Genomic DNA, 17,933 nt, shown 5'->3' on the forward strand with positions numbered 1-17,933 from the left:
TTCACATTTCCCTACCAAAAAGTAGTGTGATTTTTCTTCCCCAACGTCATATATTGTACAACACAAAAACCAGAGCGTAATTAGGCTCTGGTTTTTTGTATAACGTAACTTTCTACCTTTAAACCGATAATATAAAAATATAAAATCACTATGCTTCGATCAGTGATTGTTTACTTTCTTGTTCCTCCATTTTGTTACGAATACCGCACCACTCTAAAATATACGCAGCATATACTTTTGTACATTCCTTTACACTTGGAAGGTCCACCCACTCATTCGGTGCATGGATATTTTCACCATAAGGACCGTAACACGTAGCTGGAATTCCATTTATATTGTAAGCGGCTGTATCTACCGTTGCAGTAATGGGAATATATTCCATTTGACTTTCAAACACTTTCGAATGAGCCTTCTCTAAGCATTTGAACATCGCATGATCTTTATCTAGATCCACACCCCAAGCATGATGTCCATAAAAGGTTATTTCAGGTGGCATTTCACGTAACCACGGATCTTCGTTAGCCACTTTCATTAAACGTTCATTTATTTCTTTAATTACATCTTGCGGATCAATACCCGGGTAAAAACCAATACGAGCTTCAAACATACAATCAGCAGGTACGGTGGATGCCCAATCTCCGCCTTGAATAACGCCTATATTAACATTTAAAGGATGATCAAACTTTTCAAAAGATGGGTGTTTCGGTCGAATATAATTAAGTTCATGTTCATATTTCTTTAGTTCTTCAATAAGAACGTATGCTTTTTCGATGGCATTGACTGCTTGACTTGCTCCAAGAACGTGAGCGCCACTCCCTGTCACACGGACTTTCATTAAGAGTACACCAATTTGCGATACTACCGCCGCCGGACCGAACGGCTCTGGAATTAGACAAGCATCCGCTTTATATCCTCTAGCGATTGCCGCTACAGCTCCATTCCCAGTAACTTCCTCTTCGTGTACGCTTTGAACAATTAAATCGGCTCCTAGCTCGATGCCTGCATCTTTTATTGCTTGAACCGCATAAATAAGCGCCGCTACGCCAGCTTTCATATCACAAATGCCGCGCCCATACATTCGATCGCCTTTAATCGCAGCTCCCCAAGGATCTACATCCCATAACCGAAGCGGCTCAGCACTAACAACGTCAATATGGCCTTGTAATATAAGACTCTTTCCAATAGGATTTCCTTCTGTCTTCCATGTACCAACAACGATTGGCCGTCCATCATATGGAATCTCATGCGGCCCATACCCAGGTGTATTCGCTATTTCTTCTACATCTGGTACGAATACATCTGTATCAAGATCAAGCGACCGATATTTATCAGCAATAAATTTTTGAACCGAAGCCTCATATCCTAATGTGCTTGGGAACCTTCCCAACTTTTGTAGAAAATGAACCTCTTCATCCCAGGAAGCATCAATTTGGTCAAATACTTTCTGTAAATATGACATACGCACTCTCTCCTATTTAATTATAGTTTTTTCCTTATAAGGTAACCCCTTCCGTTATAGAAAAGTCAGTAAAAACGTTTATATTTTACTTTTCTTTTTTCTAACGTCTGCTAAATAAAAATCCATCGAAGTGAAAAATTCATCTTTCAACTTCGCAACTTCCTTACTTAATAGTAATAAGGCAATTATGTTCGGAATAGCCATTGCCGCTAAGCTAATATCTAGTAAGCTCCATACTACTTTGGCTCCTCCGACTGCTCCAATAAATATCGAAATAACATAGACAAATTTCACTACCCAAACGGCCTTAGTACCAAATAAAAATTCTGCTTGTTTTTCTCCATAATATGATAAAACAATAACCGTTGAAACGACAAAGAACAGTAAAGCAATTGTTACTACGTATCCTCCAAACGTACCTAACCCTTCAGAAAACGCAACCGAAGTTAGTGCTACTGCATCTTCACTAGCACCTTCCGCTTTCCATACTCCTGTGGACAGTATAACAAATGCTGTTGCACTACATACAACAATCGTATCAATTACAACTTCTGCTAAAGCCCATAAGCCTTGTCGTACTGGATGGTCGGTTGTTGCAGCAGCATGAGCAATTGGAGCCGTACCAACACCTGCTTCGTTCGAGTATACTCCACGCGCAAATCCCCAACGAATGGCCTGCGCTACTACTGCACCGCCAAAGCCTCCAGCAGCAGCCATTGGCTGAAATGCATAACCAAAGATCAATCCAAGTACTTCACCAACCATATTAATATTCATAAGTACGATGATGAATGCGCCTGCTAAATAAATAAATACCATTGCTGGCACGAATTTCTCTGTAAATTTAGCTATCCGTTTAATCCCACCGATTATAACAATTCCTACAAAAATCATCGTTATGATACCGGTAACAACTGGACTAATATTAAACGTTTCCTTTACAGAAGCCGCTAATGAATTACCTTGAACCATAATACTAATCGATACTTCAATCATTAAAGCGACAGCGAACCAAACACCAAGCCACTTCATATTCAGACCTTTTGTAATATAATACATTGGCCCTCCAACGTATTCACCTAGTTCATTTCTCTCACGATATCGAACAGCCAGAACAACTTCCGCAAATTTTATTGAACCTGCAAGTAAACTAATCACCCACATCCAAAAAATCGCACCCGGGCCACCAAACATAATTGCAACGGGTACACCTACAATATTTCCTGCTCCAATCGTACAGGCCAAGGCAGATGTTAATGCTTGAAACGGAGATATTGTCCCTTTTGCCTTTTGCCTTTCATCTCGTTTTTTGAAAATACTTCCAATCGTTTGCTTAAATATGTATCCTGCATACTTGAATTGGAAGAGCCCAAAACGAAACGTTAAATATATCCCACTTAATAAAAGTAAGACAATCATCGGTGGACCCCAAATCCAATCCGATACTGCTACAATTACATCCATACTGTAAAAAAACCCCCTTAATGACTTTCTTTTTTTTCATAATCTTGTAAGCGTTTGCTCATCCAACGAAAAATAATAAGATTAGATTTCGCTACACTAATTGGTGCAAATCATGGTTGAGGTGGTAATCTTTTCCACAAAACAACTAACCTCCTAACCTTAAAAGTCTGATTCGCCTCGATTTGTCAAACCTTGTCGACTGTCGATCCAATAGCTACATGATAATTCACATTATTTTTAATGTCAAGAAGACTTTCCGCCTAAAAATTTACATTAACAAAAAAAGGGAAACGTAAGAGAAACTTCTTTTCAATATAAAAAAACTGTATTATTCTATACATGTGGCAAATTTTTAAAAGGAAAGTTGGATGGTTATGAAAAAAACTTTGACATTTGCTGGTTCGGATTCAAGTGGTGGAGCAGGTATTCAAGCAGATCTAAAGACTTTTCAGGAACACGAAGTATACGGTATGACTGCTTTAACATCCATTGTTGCAATGGATCCGTATAACAAATGGAGTCACGATGTTTTTCCCATAAATGTAAACATCGTAGAAAAACAATTGAATACAATTCTTTCTGTTGGTATAGATGCAATGAAAACTGGGATGTTAGGCTCCGTAGATATTATCGAGCTAGGCGCAAAAAAAATTGATGAATTTAATATAGTCAATGTAGTTATAGACCCTGTCATGGTATGTAAAGGCGAAGACGAAGTGTTGCAGCCAGAGAACACGGATGCAATGCGAGAATTGCTTATTCCCCGGGCAATAATTGCTACGCCAAACCTTTTTGAAGCAGGACAACTTGCACAAACAGGGCCAATTAAAACGATCGATGGCATGAAGGAAGCTGCAACTAAAATCAATGAGCTTGGTGCAAAAAATGTCGTCATTAAAGGTGGGAAAGCACTAGATTACGACAAAGCTGTTGACCTTTTTTACGATGGGAAAGAATTTACGTTGCTTGAAAAAGAAAAGTTACATACAACATATAATCATGGAGCAGGCTGTACATTTGCAGCAGCTATTACTGCAAATCTTGCAAATGGAAAAGATGTAAAAGATGCAGTGAAAGCCGCTAAAGAATTTGTTACAGCTGCTATTGCTCACGGCTGGAAATTAAATGAATATGTCGGTCCAGTTATGCATGGTGCATATAATAAGTATGGTGCATCTAACTAAAAGTTCTTCATGTACAGGGGCACATATGAACAAGGCTTAGAGATTTTTTCTAAGCCTTTTCTTAATTTATTCTACTAGAAGCGAAGTTCATCATGCTCAATTGCTTTGAAAAGTATAAATCCGAACAAAAAGACAAAAAGCAGATGCCAGTAAATAAAATACTCCCTCTAAAATCTAGCCTATATATGTCACATACGCTAAATAGATTCAAGAAAGGATCCTGTTAAAGACCTATCATACAATCCGTTGATTTCCATTTCAGGCGAACGTTTCCGCGGGAGTTGCCGCCTAAAACGGAAATCATGCGTTAGCTTTTAAAAATCACCATTGGATCCTTCTGTTTTTGAGTCAGGCAAAGATTAGCCTTAATTAGATATTTCAATTTGTTTTCTTTTTTTAATGGCCAGTAGGTGAAATTCTGTATTAGCTTCACTGTACTCAGTATAAGTATCAGTTAATGTTTCCCATTCATATGATGATTCATTAATAATTTTTTTCAAAGTCTTTTCACGTGCATCTCCTTTTAAAATACAGTTTACAAACACACCGCCTTCTTTGAGTTCGGTTAGTATTTTGTTTACAAATTCGGTCTCTTTTTGTAAGTCATTTTTATAAAAATGTAACATTGAATCTAATAATACAATATCAATGTCCTTGGATACCGGAACGTCATATACGTTATCTATTATGCCTTCAACATCTATATTTCTTTTTTTAGCTTCCTCATTAAGCTGGTTTATCCCGACTATTGAATGGTCAATTCCAATAACTTTATATCCTAAGTCTCCAATGAACAATGAATCTCTTCCTTGCCCACAGCCTAAGTCAAGAACTATTCCTTTAGGTTGATAATTTTTAAAAAAATCAATAAGACCTGGATATGGATTTCCAAAGTAATTAAGTTCTTGGTAATAGTCGTCATATGCTACTTTTTTCATTAATATCAACCTCAATTATAATAAATTCTGTCTATATTTACATAGTTCATCAATTTGGCTCGATAAATGCGTAATATTGTTAAGCAAAAGCGCCCGTTTACTTATTAAGGGAAGTATTATCTATTTTCTACACGCACAAAAACATTTCCAAATAGTTCTTCATCAAAATATGCCTCTAATTTCCATAAAGCTGGGCTTGGTAACATCATTATAGAAGGAATATGGTGGTCTGCCCCGTTTTTTGGTGCACTATGAAAAATCCAAATTAAACAACCGCACCCATTAACGGAACAAGTAAAAAACGATGATTTGTGTTTCGGCCGAACGCTTACCTTCTGTTTTGTGTTTTCAATGTCGGCGTTTTTTTAAAATCGGTCAATAGATTATGTAATTCCACCAACCCCTATCCTAATTCTTTTAATAAAATACTTTTGATTTACTACATCGTTTATATATACTTTAATAAAAAATATAAAAAAATTCCCCCGAACTATTTGGTCGAAGGAACTTCTTGTCCAGCTAATATCTTATGATACTTCACAAGCTTTTTTTATATCTTCAAGATCCTGCTCAAGTGCTTTACACATTGATTTCTTCATCATACCACCAAAGACTTTGCTCATTACTTTTGCCATAAGAGTTGTCCCATATCCCTCAAATGACATTTCAAGAAGAACACCAGCTTTTTCTTCCGTTATCTCTAATCGCGACACATAAATTGCACCATGATTCTCTGCTCTCGTCTGATAGAATTGATTTTTCTGACTGTCAGTTATCCACATTACTTCATGAGCTTCTTTTCCAAACATTTTTCTAGTTTCTTTCCATTTCAGGCCGACAAGATTTTCTCTAGACGGATTAATGATTTCGATGTTAGTGATTCCACTGATAAAGCTCGCTGAATTTTCAATATCTGTGATTACTTCCCATACTTTTTCTTTCGTGCTATTAATATTAATTTGTGTTGAGATTTTCATATATGAACTCCCTTTTTAATTTTTAAAAGTTATTTAATCATAGCTTAGTATTTAACGAATTACATTAACTTAAATAATTTTTGCTTTAATTAATTTACAATAAAATAAATAAAATACCGACTACTGCATAAACAACTAACTGGTAACCATGATTAATGAATCCTAATTTTATTGAGCGTCTTTCAAATCCCCAGTTTTTAATAATCATTGGTAAATCTACACCTAAAAACAAAATAACGGCGACAATAAGCGCTCGCCAAATCGATGTAATGTCAAAATTAACGATAATAAAACCAATAACATAACTAGTAATAACCGCCATCACCAATGTAAGACCATACACTTTCCCCATACCTGATGAATCAGTGACTTGTTCCTCCGTTACCCCTGATTCTTTCATCCATGATTTAGCAAAAAAAACATTGCTGTACCATAATGCTCCTAAGACCATATTAAAAATCCCGCCAATGATTAGCGGTAAAATACTTACTTCAAATATCATAATGAACCTCTTTTCTTTTTTAAGTACTTTTAATTATTTTGTAAATTTTTATCGTATATAACTCTTTTCACTTTATTTGAAAAGTATTCTTTTACTATACCATAAATAAGAGTTTTCGAAGTTTATTTGAAGAAATTCCTGCTTCCATAACAGAAACCGCAAATTATTAGAACGAGGCAAAAAGAAAAGTATGAGGATCATAAACTTTTATTAGATAAATCAAAATCTCGAAATCCTATTGAGGATAACCGGGATATCATTGAATTAGATATAAAGTTTACAAAACGATATCTGTAAAAATAGGCCTAAGCAGTCTATAACTGGAACGAGCGTTATAATACCAACGCCTCTCGTACGCTTCTTTCATTCTAATGAATAGCCGATAATCCATAAAACAAATAGGAATATAATATTCCACCTGTAACTGGTGTGCCGGCTCGATATCCTTTGACCACTCATCCACATCCACATCCACAGCGATAATAATAAGCCAACAATTCCTAAAATCGCATTCCATAAATGGCTTCCGATTGTTTTACCGACTTCGCTACGCCTATTTTTATTTGCTATCACCTTGTTCTTCAAAATGACCCAAATTGATGAATGTGGACAAATCGCAAATCCTTGTTCCAAAATTGCGCCCTAATATGGAAGATAATCAATCGGTTTACCTCTGCATTATCTGAATTAGATTGCCACATGTATCTTCGAATATAGCAATTGTTAGATCATCCATCTCTGTCGGCTCCATCGTGAATTTCACACCATGTCTTACTAATCGTTTGTATTCTTTACGAACATCCTCTACACCAAACATTGTTGCTGGTATGCCGTCTGCAGATATCTTTTTTTGATACTCCTTGGCGGCAGGATGGTCATTGGGCTCAAGTAAAAGTTCGATACCGCCTTCCTCATCAGGGGAAACAAGCGTTATCCACCTAAATTCCCCCATAGGAACATCCTCTTTTTTTACAAACCCCAGAGTTTCTGTATAAAATTTCAGTGCCTTGTCTTGATCTTCTACGAATATACTGGTAACAATGATTTTCATACTGCTTTATCTCCTTTTTAAATACTGTAATCTTAAACATAGGCTCCGTTTGCTTAATAGCCCTTACCGCATCAAAGTTTCAATACCTTCAATATAAATGAATATTTTGTATTATGCTAATATAAAAGGAACAAAATTATTCCCACCGAATAAGCCTTAATAATTTCTATATTTTTCAGCACTATTTATAGTAAAAGCCCAATTCAGCAAGAGATGAGTGGATCAGTTTTTGCAAAAAAACTATTAATCTCACTTTAGACGTTAAATAATAAGTATTTTTCCTCAAGTGAAAATAGCAAATATCTATATATGTACTTTTTTACCTCTTAATAGAATCACACTGTAAAAAGGAACATAACTTATCCTATTCCTTTAAGTTACACTTACAGAATTCCAATTATTTCAGACACTAACTTATAATTTAATACATTTATAAAAAACGACGGCCGACTCCGACATATAAATTCATTTACATAGAGCGTATGAGTAAAATGTTTGTGGGGGAACAGATGCACGAATCTAACTAGATAATATGTGATCAATTTTACTTCGAACGATATACACATGAATAACACCGTTGATTTTCACTGCAGGTGGATGCTTTCCGCGGGCACGGCTTCAGCCTCTTCGGAAAGCGTAGTGTATATCTACTGCGGTCGGTGGGAAGCAATACTAAAATTAACGAATACAAAGAGCGGTTTTTAACTTCTTAAAATAACACCCACAAATACTTGACTCAATCCGAATGAAACTGTATTTTGCTTATTTCATCAACATAACGTAAAATTCCCAGAAGATATCCACAACCTATGCTAACGTATAATTCAATATTCCATCTATATTCCACTTCTCGAGATCTTAAAGACTAAATTAAATACGTTCATGAACGGTTGATCAACATTATAATTTGATAAATTTCATTTATCTGTCCTTTAAGTTAAAGTAATAGGAAGGGTGATTTTAATGATTTGTGGAGCGAAACGATATATTGTTGAGTTTGAAATGAACGGAATAATAAAACAGCGATCCGTCATCGCAAGAACACCGGCTAGTGCTAGAAAATTCATCCGTGGTAAATACGATTGCGAAATAACTATTTTATTTGTACAAAAAGAAAATTAGGTGACATAGCTAGTCTTCTAGAGAATTTAGTCTCTGTAGTGCTTTTTCTCGGGCTGTTTGTTCATGAATTCCGTAATACGTACCAATAAACGCTAAATATAATTGTTCATACATATTGACCCTTTCCGGAATGTAGCCTATTTTTCTTCAATTATCGAGTTTTCAAAGTCACGAGCATATCGCTCAACATTGTTTTGAATGCTGAACACGTTAATTTAAAAAAACGAATAATGAGTACAGTAAAAAGGGGACTCTTTTGTACATAAAAGGTCCTCCTTTAATTTCGTATTAAAATTCACAGCATATAGATTTAAAAACGAATATTAACACTTTCCTGAGAAGTAAGCTATGTAAACAAATTGAACGCTACGGATTTCAGAATAAATTGACACCGTCAGGATAATCTAATACGTAAACTTTTGATTACAAGGAGCATTTTCATGAACGAACAAAAGCCGGTCATTTTATTAAATATCGACTCACTTATGCCACACGCCCTAGAAATAGCTGCACAATCAGGTCAAGCGCCAGCTTTACAATTTCTAATAGAAAATGGATATTATAGCGATCATTTGGTTTCCTCTTTCCCAACGATGTCCGTTACAATCGACAGTACGTTATTAACGGGTACGTATGCCGATCAACATCACATTCCGGGTTTAAACTGGTTTGACAGTATGACAAAGCAAATAAATAATTATGGGACAGGCTTTCGAGAAACTTTTCGTATCGGCGTTCGTCATACCGCCCATACTATGCTTTATCGTTTAAATAACGAGCATTTGAGCAAGCATGTATCGACGATTTATGAAGACTTAGCCAAATGTGGAAAAGCTTCAGCATCAATCAACTCTTTCGTCTATCGAGGAAATACGCCAAACCGTCTTCACGTTCCTAAGCTACTACGTACAATTACTCATTTTAAAAATGGCGTATGGGAAGCTCACACCCCGTCAACCTTTTCGCTCGGTTCATTTTCTAAACTGAGAAAATGTAGCTTTCCAACTCAAATTGCGGCAGGAAACCGTACATATGTAGCACGCGAACTCCGCTATTTAATTCGGAAGAAAAAGTTGCCTGCCTTCACTTTTTGTATATTTCAAGATATGGACACGCGTCTGCATTTTAAAAGTCCACTTGATATAAAAGAGATTATAAAAATCGATCAAGAAATCCAAAAAATAATGAACTTATATTCTAGCTGGCAAGCTGCCCTTAATCAAAACATCTGGTTGGTCATCGGTGATAACGGACATTCAACGACAGGGAACAAGCGAAAAGAAGTTGCAATCGACCTTAGGAAAATATTTAAAGATTTCAAGATCGCAAAACTAGAACGTCCTGCACTAAAAAAAGACGAGCTTTTATTTTCCGTTAATCAGCGCATGGCATATATTTATTTACTTCAGTCACATATCTCCCCCAGTTCATTAGTGAACCGATTGAAGAAAGATCCGAGAATTGATATTATTGCATGGCAAACGAACGACGGTGTATCCGTCGCATCAGGTGTTCACCAAGGAGAGTTATTTTTTAAACGAAAAGGAAAGTTTTTCGATATGTATGAACAATCATGGCATATAGAGGGGGATTTTAATATACTTGATTTGACATATGTTAATGAGTCCGTGTTAACGTACGGAAAATATCCAGATGCACTCGCACGATTATACGGTGCGATTCATTCCCATGCAGGGAAGTTTCTTGTCGTAACCGCTAAGCCTGGCTATGAACTCCAAGCTCAATTAACTCCTTTACATTTACGTGGAGCTGCCCACGGCTCGCTCCATAAACAAGAATCGCTCGTACCGCTCATCGTTGCAGGTACAGACGAACGACCAAAACACGCACGCATAGTTGATCTGAAGGAGTTTATACTGCGATTAACGCAATGAACTTTGTAGTAACTACTACATAAATACTAGCAGCTGTATTGACCGAATTATTAAGTTTATACCTATTATCCACTTATCTCATGAATTGTTTTTCTGTTTTTGCAAGTTTAAACGGTGCATATATAAGTGCCCCTACTAGAAATAAACCTAAGAAACCGATAAACGGATAAAAGTGACGAACGAGATTTGTAAACCCGACAAAGCTAGCTGCAAATGCTACAATTCCAGTTACAACAATAAATATATTTCCTTTTTTTGTTTGCATATTTACAAAGCGAGCTGCAAATGCATAAAACATACTAACAGCTGTATTAAAGATCATTCCAAATAAAATAACTGACATAATAATTCCAATTATAGGGGATATACCATCTACTATTTTTAAAATCGGCATATCAACGTTCGCAACGATGCCAATTTTTGAAAATATCGCCAAATGGCTAATGAGGATTAAGACACCAATCCCTAACCCTCCAAGTAATCCTCCTAAAGCAGCTGTCTTTTTATTTTCTTCTGCTCCCCCCATAACGAGCGCCATCGAGGCTCCTACAGCGATATTGAAAGAAACATAATTTATCGCCGAGATAAACCAATTTGACAATGATGAAGGCTGTGCTTTAGCAATTGGATCTAGTGCTGTAAAGGACTGCTCCATCGTCAGCAAGCTATAAACACCGATAATTACAATAGACAATATGAGAAATGGCGTTATACTTCCGATTACAGTTATTACTCGTTCTACATTTAACATAGCTGTTAATATAAATAAAACCGTCATAACGAAACTCCCAATAAACGCAGGCAGTCCGAACTGTTGATCGAAAATGGAGCCTGCTCCAGCAACCATTACTACACCTACACCAAAAAGTGTAAGTACCAATATCGCATCGACTACTATACCGATATAACGCCCACAAATGTGATAAATTACTTCCTTATGTGAACGTGTTTTTATAATGCTGCCTATTTTAGTAAGCGTCATGCCTAAATAAGCAAACATTATTGTAGCAACTAGTGCTGCTAACGTACCTAACGAACCGAAGCTTGTAAAATACTGGAGTACTTCTTGACCAGAAGCAAAGCCCGCTCCAACAATTATGCCTATAAATGCACTCCCTATTTTTAATGTTTTTTTCATGATTGCCTCCACTTAAATCGAGTGTTCGGAAATTGATGGGAAGAATGTTTTTCTCCACCCTATTCTTAACATTTAACCATACAATTTCGAGCAGTCAAAAGATCTCGATGTGAACAAACATATTTCACATACCCAATATTTTTTATTTCATTTTAGTTTAATACATTCACCCGTTTTTATGTACGCTTCCTGTTAAAGGTTATTTCACCTCGGTAGTACGTTTTTTATTAAGCCTATGATAAATACGCTTTTAATTGCTGTTCAACCTAATGAGCGGAAACTACTTTAAATCGATCATATCGTACAGGATCAATAGGGATAATTGTTTCATTTTCTCCTTGAATCAATTGTTCTATTAATTTTCCCGTAACAGTAGCTAGACTAATTCCATCGCCTTCATGGCCTGCCGCAATAAAGAAACCAGGAACTTCTTCTACTGCTGAAATAATTGGCAAATGATCCTCCGTCCATGGTCTAAGACCTGTATAAGAGCGTATTAAATTAAAATCATTCATTTTTGGAAAAAATCGTAAAGCACGATTGGCAATTGTTTGTACTACATTTATATCAACGCTGCCGTCATAGCCTACAAATTGCCGACTGCTTCCAATTAAAAAGTTTTGGCTTTCCGTAGGCTCCAATACTAAAGCTACACCGTGGGCAGCCGTTCTCGCATCTACTTTTCTTTCACGGCCAAACTTATTCATTAAATAACCAAATTCCATTACGTTTCGCATCATAACCGGTTCCTGCCTAGCACCAACAAGAATGTGTCCTTTTCTCGGCTTTATCGGAATATCTACATTTAGCATTTCTCCAATAAATGGCGCCCAAACACCAGCAGCATTGACAACTTTCTTTGCGGTATACGTACCGTCTGTAGTTTCAATAATGAAATCGTCTTGCTTAGAAATATTGGTTACCTCGGCATTTGTATGTACCTTTAGCCCATACTCCTTCGCTTTTTCTACTAAAGAATAGCAAAACAGATACGGATTTATTAAGGAATCCGTTTCACATTCTAATCCTCCTGGAATATCATGGGCAAAAAAAGGAGATTCCTCACGTATATCCAAGTGATCCAACACGTTAAATTTTAATCCTGACTCATTTTGAATCTTTACCCATTCTGTTGCCGCTTCCATTTCTTCTTCATTATCACATACTAAAATACTGCCATGTGCCCGATATTCAAAAGGCAGTTCTAATTCTTTATTTAAATCAACAGTTAGCTCTTGGCTAACTAAAGACATTTTACTATCAAATCCTGGATCTTTATCTACTATTGTAATGTTTCCATCACAACGAGAAGAAGTACCGCTTGCAAGATCATTTTTTTCAATAATCATACAATCCATTCCTGACTTTGCAACATAGTAAGCAATGGCGCAGCCAACAATCCCACCACCAATAATAGCAACTTCTGCATGCTTCTCAGCAGTCATTCTTAGCTCCTCCTTTTTTTTCTAATGCATATCTACACGACCTAATCTATTACTCTATGTAATAACATTAGCCATTCTACCACACTAAAAAATTATATGTTAAAATGATGAATAGGTTTGTCTATTTAATAGAAGTTTATTGTTTTTATATACGCTATTTATGTTAAGGTAAAAAAAGCGATTGTTCAACACTTTTATTGTTTGATAGAAAGCCCTGCGGTGATATGTCAAGAGAAAGCTAATTAAATAGTAAGATATCTTGGAACAAATGTGAAAACTGATCAGCAGCCTCCTTTATGCGTACGATCCTTGTATCGAAGTCGCGATGGATCTGCTCACATCCAGGTTCGAGTATCAAGATGTGTTTAAAGGTCAAAACGTACACTGGGAAAAAGTCTTTTTAATGCGGTTATGACAACAAGGAGAATAAGTATTGTCCCAAATGATCCTAAGGCCATTATCTAGAAACATCATGGAGTGTCCTAATGATTGAAATATGATACAGGTCATTCATTTACAAATCAGAGCACAAACTGAGTTATCTTTCATTGCAGGCGGCGAATCCAGTGGAAAAGCATGCGTCTTAAGCCCCCACAGTGAGCGCTCTTTACGAGCAAGGAGGCTCAAGCAGTGCCCGCAGAAAGCGACCGCCTGTGGTGATAGATAATGGAGTTATAAAGTCGGTATAACTCAAAAATGAATTAGAATAAATAGGCTAAGATTAATGCCTAAATATACTATACGAGGAGAATCGTTGTGGATGAATTAATCGTATGTCGCTGTGAAGAAGTATCAATTAAAGATATTAAACAAACAGTTCGTACATATAATTGCTCTGCTAGAGAAGTAAAACTGAGAACGCGAGCTGGAATGGGATACTGTGGAGGGAGAACTTGCCGGCCAATTGTTGATACCGTAATAAGGAAGGAAACAGGAGAAGCTACGAGTAACCACCCCCCTTTGAAGGTACAACCTCCTGTTCGTCCTATTTCTATGTCTGTATTAGGAGGGTACACAAATGACAAGTAATCGAATTTATGAGCATCCTGTATTAGGAAATTTAACAGATAAAGAACCAATAACATTTACATACGATGGTATTACTTATAAAGGACAGCGAGGGGACACAATCGCCTCTGCTCTGTTAGCCAATGGAATTCGAACATTACGAGTCCATGAAGAAACACAAACACCACGCGGTATATATTGTAATATTGGGCATTGCTTCGAGTGCCGAGTTACGATTAATAACAATTCTGGAATTCGGGCATGCTTAACAGAGCTTGAAGAAGGAATGATCATTGAAAGCGGAAAAGGGCAACCAACCCCTTTAAAGAAAACATCAGAAAATGAGGAGCTTCCTCGTACATATGCGGAGTACAAAACAACTAGTAAGAAGGAGGATGATCGACTTGTATGATGCTTTAATCGTCGGTGCAGGACCAGCAGGGCTTTCGGCAGCAATTGCATGCCGAAATTGGGATCTCAACGTTCTCGTATTGGATGAATTTCCGAAGCCGGGCGGTCGTTTATTAGGTCAGCTTCATCAAGAGCCTTCCGGAGAATGGTGGAACGGCATTGAAGAAACAAAACTGCTCGTTAATGAAGCAGAGCGTTTAAAGACAGATATACGATGCAGCGTTTCAGTACACCATATCGAAAAGGTAGATACTAGCTATCGAGTGCATACAAATAAAGGTCTTTTTGAAACAACAACCGTTCTAATTGCAACTGGAGCAGCTGAAGTAGCAACTCCTCTTCCTGGTTGGACACTTCCTGGCGTTATGTCGATCGGTGCAGCACAAGTAATGACAAATGTGCATCGTGTTCGTGTTGGGGATAAAGGGATAATTGCTGGAGTAAATGTATTGTCTGCAGCGATTGCTCGTGAGCTTCAGCTTGCTGGGATCAACCTTCACAGTATGGCCCTACCCGTTTCCAATCCAGTAACTGGAGATGCTGCCAATCCGAAAAAAGTAATGGAAGCATTAGCTCGGATAGGTCACTTAGCTCCTTCTGCCTTCCTCCGTTTTGGGAGTAAATTTGCAAAATCAGCTTTAATTCGTAATCTAGCTGTTCGGTTTTACCCTAAAAATGGAATGAAAATGTGGGGAATGCCGATCCATATCCGAAAAGCGATTGTAGAAATAAACGGGGTAGAAAAGGTAGAATCAGTCACGATGTGTTCTCTCACCCCTGATGGTGAAATTATTCCAAATAGTGAAGAAACGATAGACGTTGATTTTGTATGCATAGCAGGCGGACTTTATCCACTTGCTGAGCTTGCAGCTGTTGTCGGTTGTCCATTCCGTTATATTGAAGAATTAGGAGGACACGTTCCCGTCCATAATGAGCAAATGGAAACGCCAATAGATGGGCTCTTTGTCGCTGGTAACATCACTGGAATTGAAAGTGCAAAAATAGCACGCGAGCAAGGTAAAGTAGCTGGACTATCAATTGCTCAATATGTTTTACAGGATAAAAAGAATTTGCATACCGTATTGCAACAAGCAATGGATAACGTTAAGTCTGTTCGCGATTCGGCCTCCATCCAGTTTCACCCTGACATTAATGAAGGGCGTATTAAAGTAGAAGACGCTTTTCAGAACAAGAAAAATATTAGTTAACTATTAGCTAAATTTGAAATAAAAGCGCCTATAATTGCAAAAGAAGTTCTGTAGCTCATTTAAAGATGAATCTACATGAACTTCTTTTACATTGTGAAACCAATTTATCAAACAGAATAACAGGAATTCACATGCGTCTTTTTTAACACATGACGAGAGTACAAATTAAACAGTGTTTACTTTATCAATTTACTAATCGCTTTAAACTCTGGATGCTCCGCTGTCTCCAATAATTCAAACAATGCCATTTCCACATTCGTTTCCGTAATTCCATACGATTTCATTTTTTCAATCCCTAACTCTTTACTTTCTAGCGTGCGCGAGGATATCGCGTCTTTAACAATTTGGACTTCATGCCCTTGTTCCTTTAAATCCTTCGCCGTTTGGTATACACATATATGTGATTCGATTCCTGCAACAAGTACTTGATGCCTCCCAAGCGCATGAAACACTTCTTGAAACTCCTCATTTTTACACGCACTAAAAGTCATTTTTGAGATTGGTTCAAGATCGGATAAATATTGTTTAATTTCATCTGCAGTTGGCCCTAAGCCTTTAGGATATTGTTCCAGCCAAATAATTGGAATATTAAGCTTGCGCAATCCTTGGATGAGTGTACCTAATTTTCCGAGCAATGTTTCACTTTCATGCATAATACGAGCCAACTTACCTTGAACATCGATTAAAACAAAAACCGTTTGATCTCTTTTTAACATGCAATCACCTTCCCTTTTCTTTTTGAACATTAAGTTGTCACGCCAAATTATAAAATTGGTTTGTATTTTCATAGATTGTGTGATAAACCTCAGCCACATTCATACTTTTTATTAGAGCAATTTCCTTAATAACTTCATGTACCATTTTAGGATGGGTTAATTTATTTTTAAACAAACCTTCAAAAGGCCACGGACCGTCTGTTTCAACCATCAGCCTTGTTAGAGGGAATTGGCGAACTAACTCTCGCGTTCTTTGTTTATATAGAATGTCGGGGGTAATGGAGACGTAGTAATTGTTTTTTATTATTCGCTCAATCGAACGCTCGTCTCCTTTAAACCAGTGAAAGTGCGCTTTTTGAACCGAATGCTTTTCTAGCAGATCACAGACAATCGGTGCGTCGTCATACACAGCGTGAAGCACAATTGGTTTATCAAAACGGACGGCTTGCAGCACAAATAGTTCTAGTAGTTCAATATAAGGCTCCAAACGCAAGCTTTTGTTGTCATTTTTTAAATAGTATGGGAGCCCGACTTCCCCAATAGCTGTCATCGCATGATGTTCACTGTCAATAAAGTCAAACAGCTGTGTTAAATGTGCATCACTAGGCAGTGGTTGTTCCGGATGAAATCCATAAGCAGGCTTTATCTTGGCGTTCGATCGCGCAAGCTTTCTATTCGTGTATGCGGAATTCAAATCATTCGAAACAGTAATAAGAGCATCGATCTGATACTCTTTTAGCTGTTCCGTAATTCGGAGTTGCTCTTTTTCATTGTAAGCAGCCAAATGAATATGAGCATCAATCACTGGGTTAAGCATTCATCTATCTCCGTTTTATCGAAATTTTTATTTCCAATATATTTGTTTATTTGAGATTGTTTTCTTTTAATCATTTATGTTCGTGCTGATCAGTATTCATTTTTTGTTTTAATTGCTTTCCTAATTCGGAGTTGTCAATTCCATTTCTAACAGCCGCTTGAATGATAAGATAAGCAACAAAAAACAGCAAGGCAATAAATAATATACTCGTAATTAATCCTACTGGTGCAAAAGAGGCCAAAGTTTTCATCTCTCCTTATGTTAAACATGTCTTCCGAGTTCTTTTAGATAAAATGAACCGTATTTGTTAAGGCATTCTTCTGATCATTGTAAATCTTTTCCGTTGTTTTTTCAATGCATTGAGAACATCAGTTGATGAAAAAATATACAATATGCAAGGTAATTACTAAAGGGAGGTTTCAGATTTTGTATGTACCTTCTCACTTAGCGTATGAGTAAAATGTTTGTGGGGGAACAGATGCACGAATCTAACTAGATAATATGTGATCAATTTTACTTCGAACGATATACACACGAATAACACCGTTGATTTTCACTGCAGGTGGATGCTTTCCTTGAGCACGGAAAGCGTAGTGTA

The 17,933-nt window shown here is 37.0% G+C and carries 18 protein-coding genes; 6 read left to right on the forward strand and 12 right to left on the reverse strand.

The features are described from left to right. Positions 1–148 precede the first annotated feature (148 nt). Together ACLIBH_RS10590 and ACLIBH_RS10595 are read right to left on the reverse strand one after the other, a co-directional pair. Complete coding sequence (locus tag ACLIBH_RS10590) at positions 149–1,459, reverse strand: ArgE/DapE family deacylase (RefSeq protein ID WP_439316685.1); 1,311 nt, start codon at positions 1,457–1,459, stop codon at positions 149–151. A gap of 78 nt (positions 1,460–1,537) precedes the next feature. Beyond that, positions 1,538–2,923 carry an alanine/glycine:cation symporter family protein gene (locus tag ACLIBH_RS10595; protein ID WP_439316686.1) on the reverse strand — a complete coding sequence of 462 codons (1,386 nt, stop codon included), beginning with the start codon at positions 2,921–2,923 and terminating at the stop codon, positions 1,538–1,540. Between the two features lie 368 nt (positions 2,924–3,291). On the opposite strand from ACLIBH_RS10595, the gene pdxK reads away from it, so the two are divergent. After that, entirely contained in the window at positions 3,292–4,107 is an 816-nt protein-coding gene (gene pdxK / locus ACLIBH_RS10600) for a pyridoxine/pyridoxal/pyridoxamine kinase (RefSeq protein ID WP_439316687.1), read from the forward strand. Between the two features lie 365 nt (positions 4,108–4,472). On the opposite strand, the gene ACLIBH_RS10605 is transcribed toward pdxK, so the two are convergent. The 5 genes from ACLIBH_RS10605 to ACLIBH_RS10625 all read right to left on the reverse strand — a co-directional run bounded on the left by ACLIBH_RS10605 (position 4,473) and on the right by ACLIBH_RS10625 (position 7,575). Next, entirely contained in the window at positions 4,473–5,045 is a 573-nt protein-coding gene (locus ACLIBH_RS10605; protein WP_439316688.1) for a class I SAM-dependent methyltransferase, read from the reverse strand. Positions 5,046–5,572: 527 nt separating this feature from the next. Further along, positions 5,573–6,022: an SRPBCC family protein gene (locus ACLIBH_RS10610; protein WP_439316689.1), complete on the reverse strand. Its 450-nt coding sequence runs from the start codon at positions 6,020–6,022 to the stop codon at positions 5,573–5,575. 94 nt (positions 6,023–6,116) lie between these two features. Further along, positions 6,117–6,524 (reverse strand): DUF1761 domain-containing protein, encoded by a 408-nt coding sequence (locus ACLIBH_RS10615; RefSeq protein WP_439316690.1) that lies wholly within the window; start codon positions 6,522–6,524, stop codon positions 6,117–6,119. A gap of 363 nt (positions 6,525–6,887) precedes the next feature. After that, on the reverse strand, positions 6,888–7,157 hold the full coding sequence (locus tag ACLIBH_RS10620; protein ID WP_439316691.1) for a hypothetical protein: 270 nt from the start codon (positions 7,155–7,157) through the stop codon (positions 6,888–6,890). Positions 7,158–7,191: 34 nt separating this feature from the next. Then, positions 7,192–7,575 carry a VOC family protein gene (locus tag ACLIBH_RS10625; protein ID WP_439316692.1) on the reverse strand — a complete coding sequence of 128 codons (384 nt, stop codon included), beginning with the start codon at positions 7,573–7,575 and terminating at the stop codon, positions 7,192–7,194. Between the two features lie 963 nt (positions 7,576–8,538). Here ACLIBH_RS10625 and ACLIBH_RS10630 point away from each other — a divergent pair. After that, positions 8,539–8,697: a hypothetical protein gene (locus ACLIBH_RS10630; protein ID WP_439316693.1), complete on the forward strand. Its 159-nt coding sequence runs from the start codon at positions 8,539–8,541 to the stop codon at positions 8,695–8,697. 440 nt (positions 8,698–9,137) lie between these two features. Beyond that, complete coding sequence (locus ACLIBH_RS10635; protein WP_439316694.1) at positions 9,138–10,592, forward strand: alkaline phosphatase family protein; 1,455 nt, start codon at positions 9,138–9,140, stop codon at positions 10,590–10,592. Between the two features lie 73 nt (positions 10,593–10,665). Here ACLIBH_RS10635 and ACLIBH_RS10640 read toward each other — a convergent pair whose 3' ends face one another. Continuing rightward, positions 10,666–11,730, reverse strand: a complete 1,065-nt coding sequence (locus ACLIBH_RS10640) for a YkvI family membrane protein (protein ID WP_439316695.1) — start codon at positions 11,728–11,730, stop codon at positions 10,666–10,668. A gap of 266 nt (positions 11,731–11,996) precedes the next feature. Next, entirely contained in the window at positions 11,997–13,175 is a 1,179-nt protein-coding gene (locus ACLIBH_RS10645; protein ID WP_439316696.1) for an NAD(P)/FAD-dependent oxidoreductase, read from the reverse strand. Positions 13,176–13,925: 750 nt separating this feature from the next. On the opposite strand from ACLIBH_RS10645, the gene ACLIBH_RS10650 reads away from it, so the two are divergent. The 3 genes from ACLIBH_RS10650 to ACLIBH_RS10660 are packed head-to-tail and all read left to right on the forward strand — an operon-like array spanning position 13,926 to position 15,802. Beyond that, complete coding sequence (locus ACLIBH_RS10650; RefSeq protein ID WP_439316712.1) at positions 13,926–14,204, forward strand: (2Fe-2S)-binding protein; 279 nt, start codon at positions 13,926–13,928, stop codon at positions 14,202–14,204. Beyond that, positions 14,194–14,595, forward strand: a complete 402-nt coding sequence (locus ACLIBH_RS10655) for a (2Fe-2S)-binding protein (RefSeq protein WP_439316697.1) — start codon at positions 14,194–14,196, stop codon at positions 14,593–14,595. Before ACLIBH_RS10650 ends, ACLIBH_RS10655 begins: the two co-directional genes overlap by 11 nt. Beyond that, complete coding sequence (locus ACLIBH_RS10660) at positions 14,588–15,802, forward strand: NAD(P)/FAD-dependent oxidoreductase (protein ID WP_439316713.1); 1,215 nt, start codon at positions 14,588–14,590, stop codon at positions 15,800–15,802. The genes ACLIBH_RS10655 and ACLIBH_RS10660 overlap by 8 nt, the downstream gene beginning before the upstream one ends. Before the next feature lie 176 nt (positions 15,803–15,978). Here the strand turns inward: ACLIBH_RS10660 and ACLIBH_RS10665 are convergent, their stop codons facing one another. From ACLIBH_RS10665 to ACLIBH_RS10675, 3 genes are all read right to left on the reverse strand, one after another. Further along, complete coding sequence (locus tag ACLIBH_RS10665; protein WP_439316698.1) at positions 15,979–16,518, reverse strand: hydrolase; 540 nt, start codon at positions 16,516–16,518, stop codon at positions 15,979–15,981. A 37-nt stretch (positions 16,519–16,555) separates the two neighbouring features. Beyond that, entirely contained in the window at positions 16,556–17,335 is a 780-nt protein-coding gene (locus ACLIBH_RS10670) for a TatD family hydrolase (RefSeq protein WP_439316699.1), read from the reverse strand. A gap of 70 nt (positions 17,336–17,405) precedes the next feature. Next, positions 17,406–17,585 (reverse strand): hypothetical protein, encoded by a 180-nt coding sequence (locus ACLIBH_RS10675; RefSeq protein WP_439316700.1) that lies wholly within the window; start codon positions 17,583–17,585, stop codon positions 17,406–17,408. Between the last annotated feature and the right edge of the window lie 348 nt (positions 17,586–17,933).

The organism is Virgibacillus sp. W0430, assembly GCF_051846935.1.
In the GTDB taxonomy this organism is placed as follows: domain Bacteria; phylum Bacillota; class Bacilli; order Bacillales; family Amphibacillaceae; genus JBPYCR01.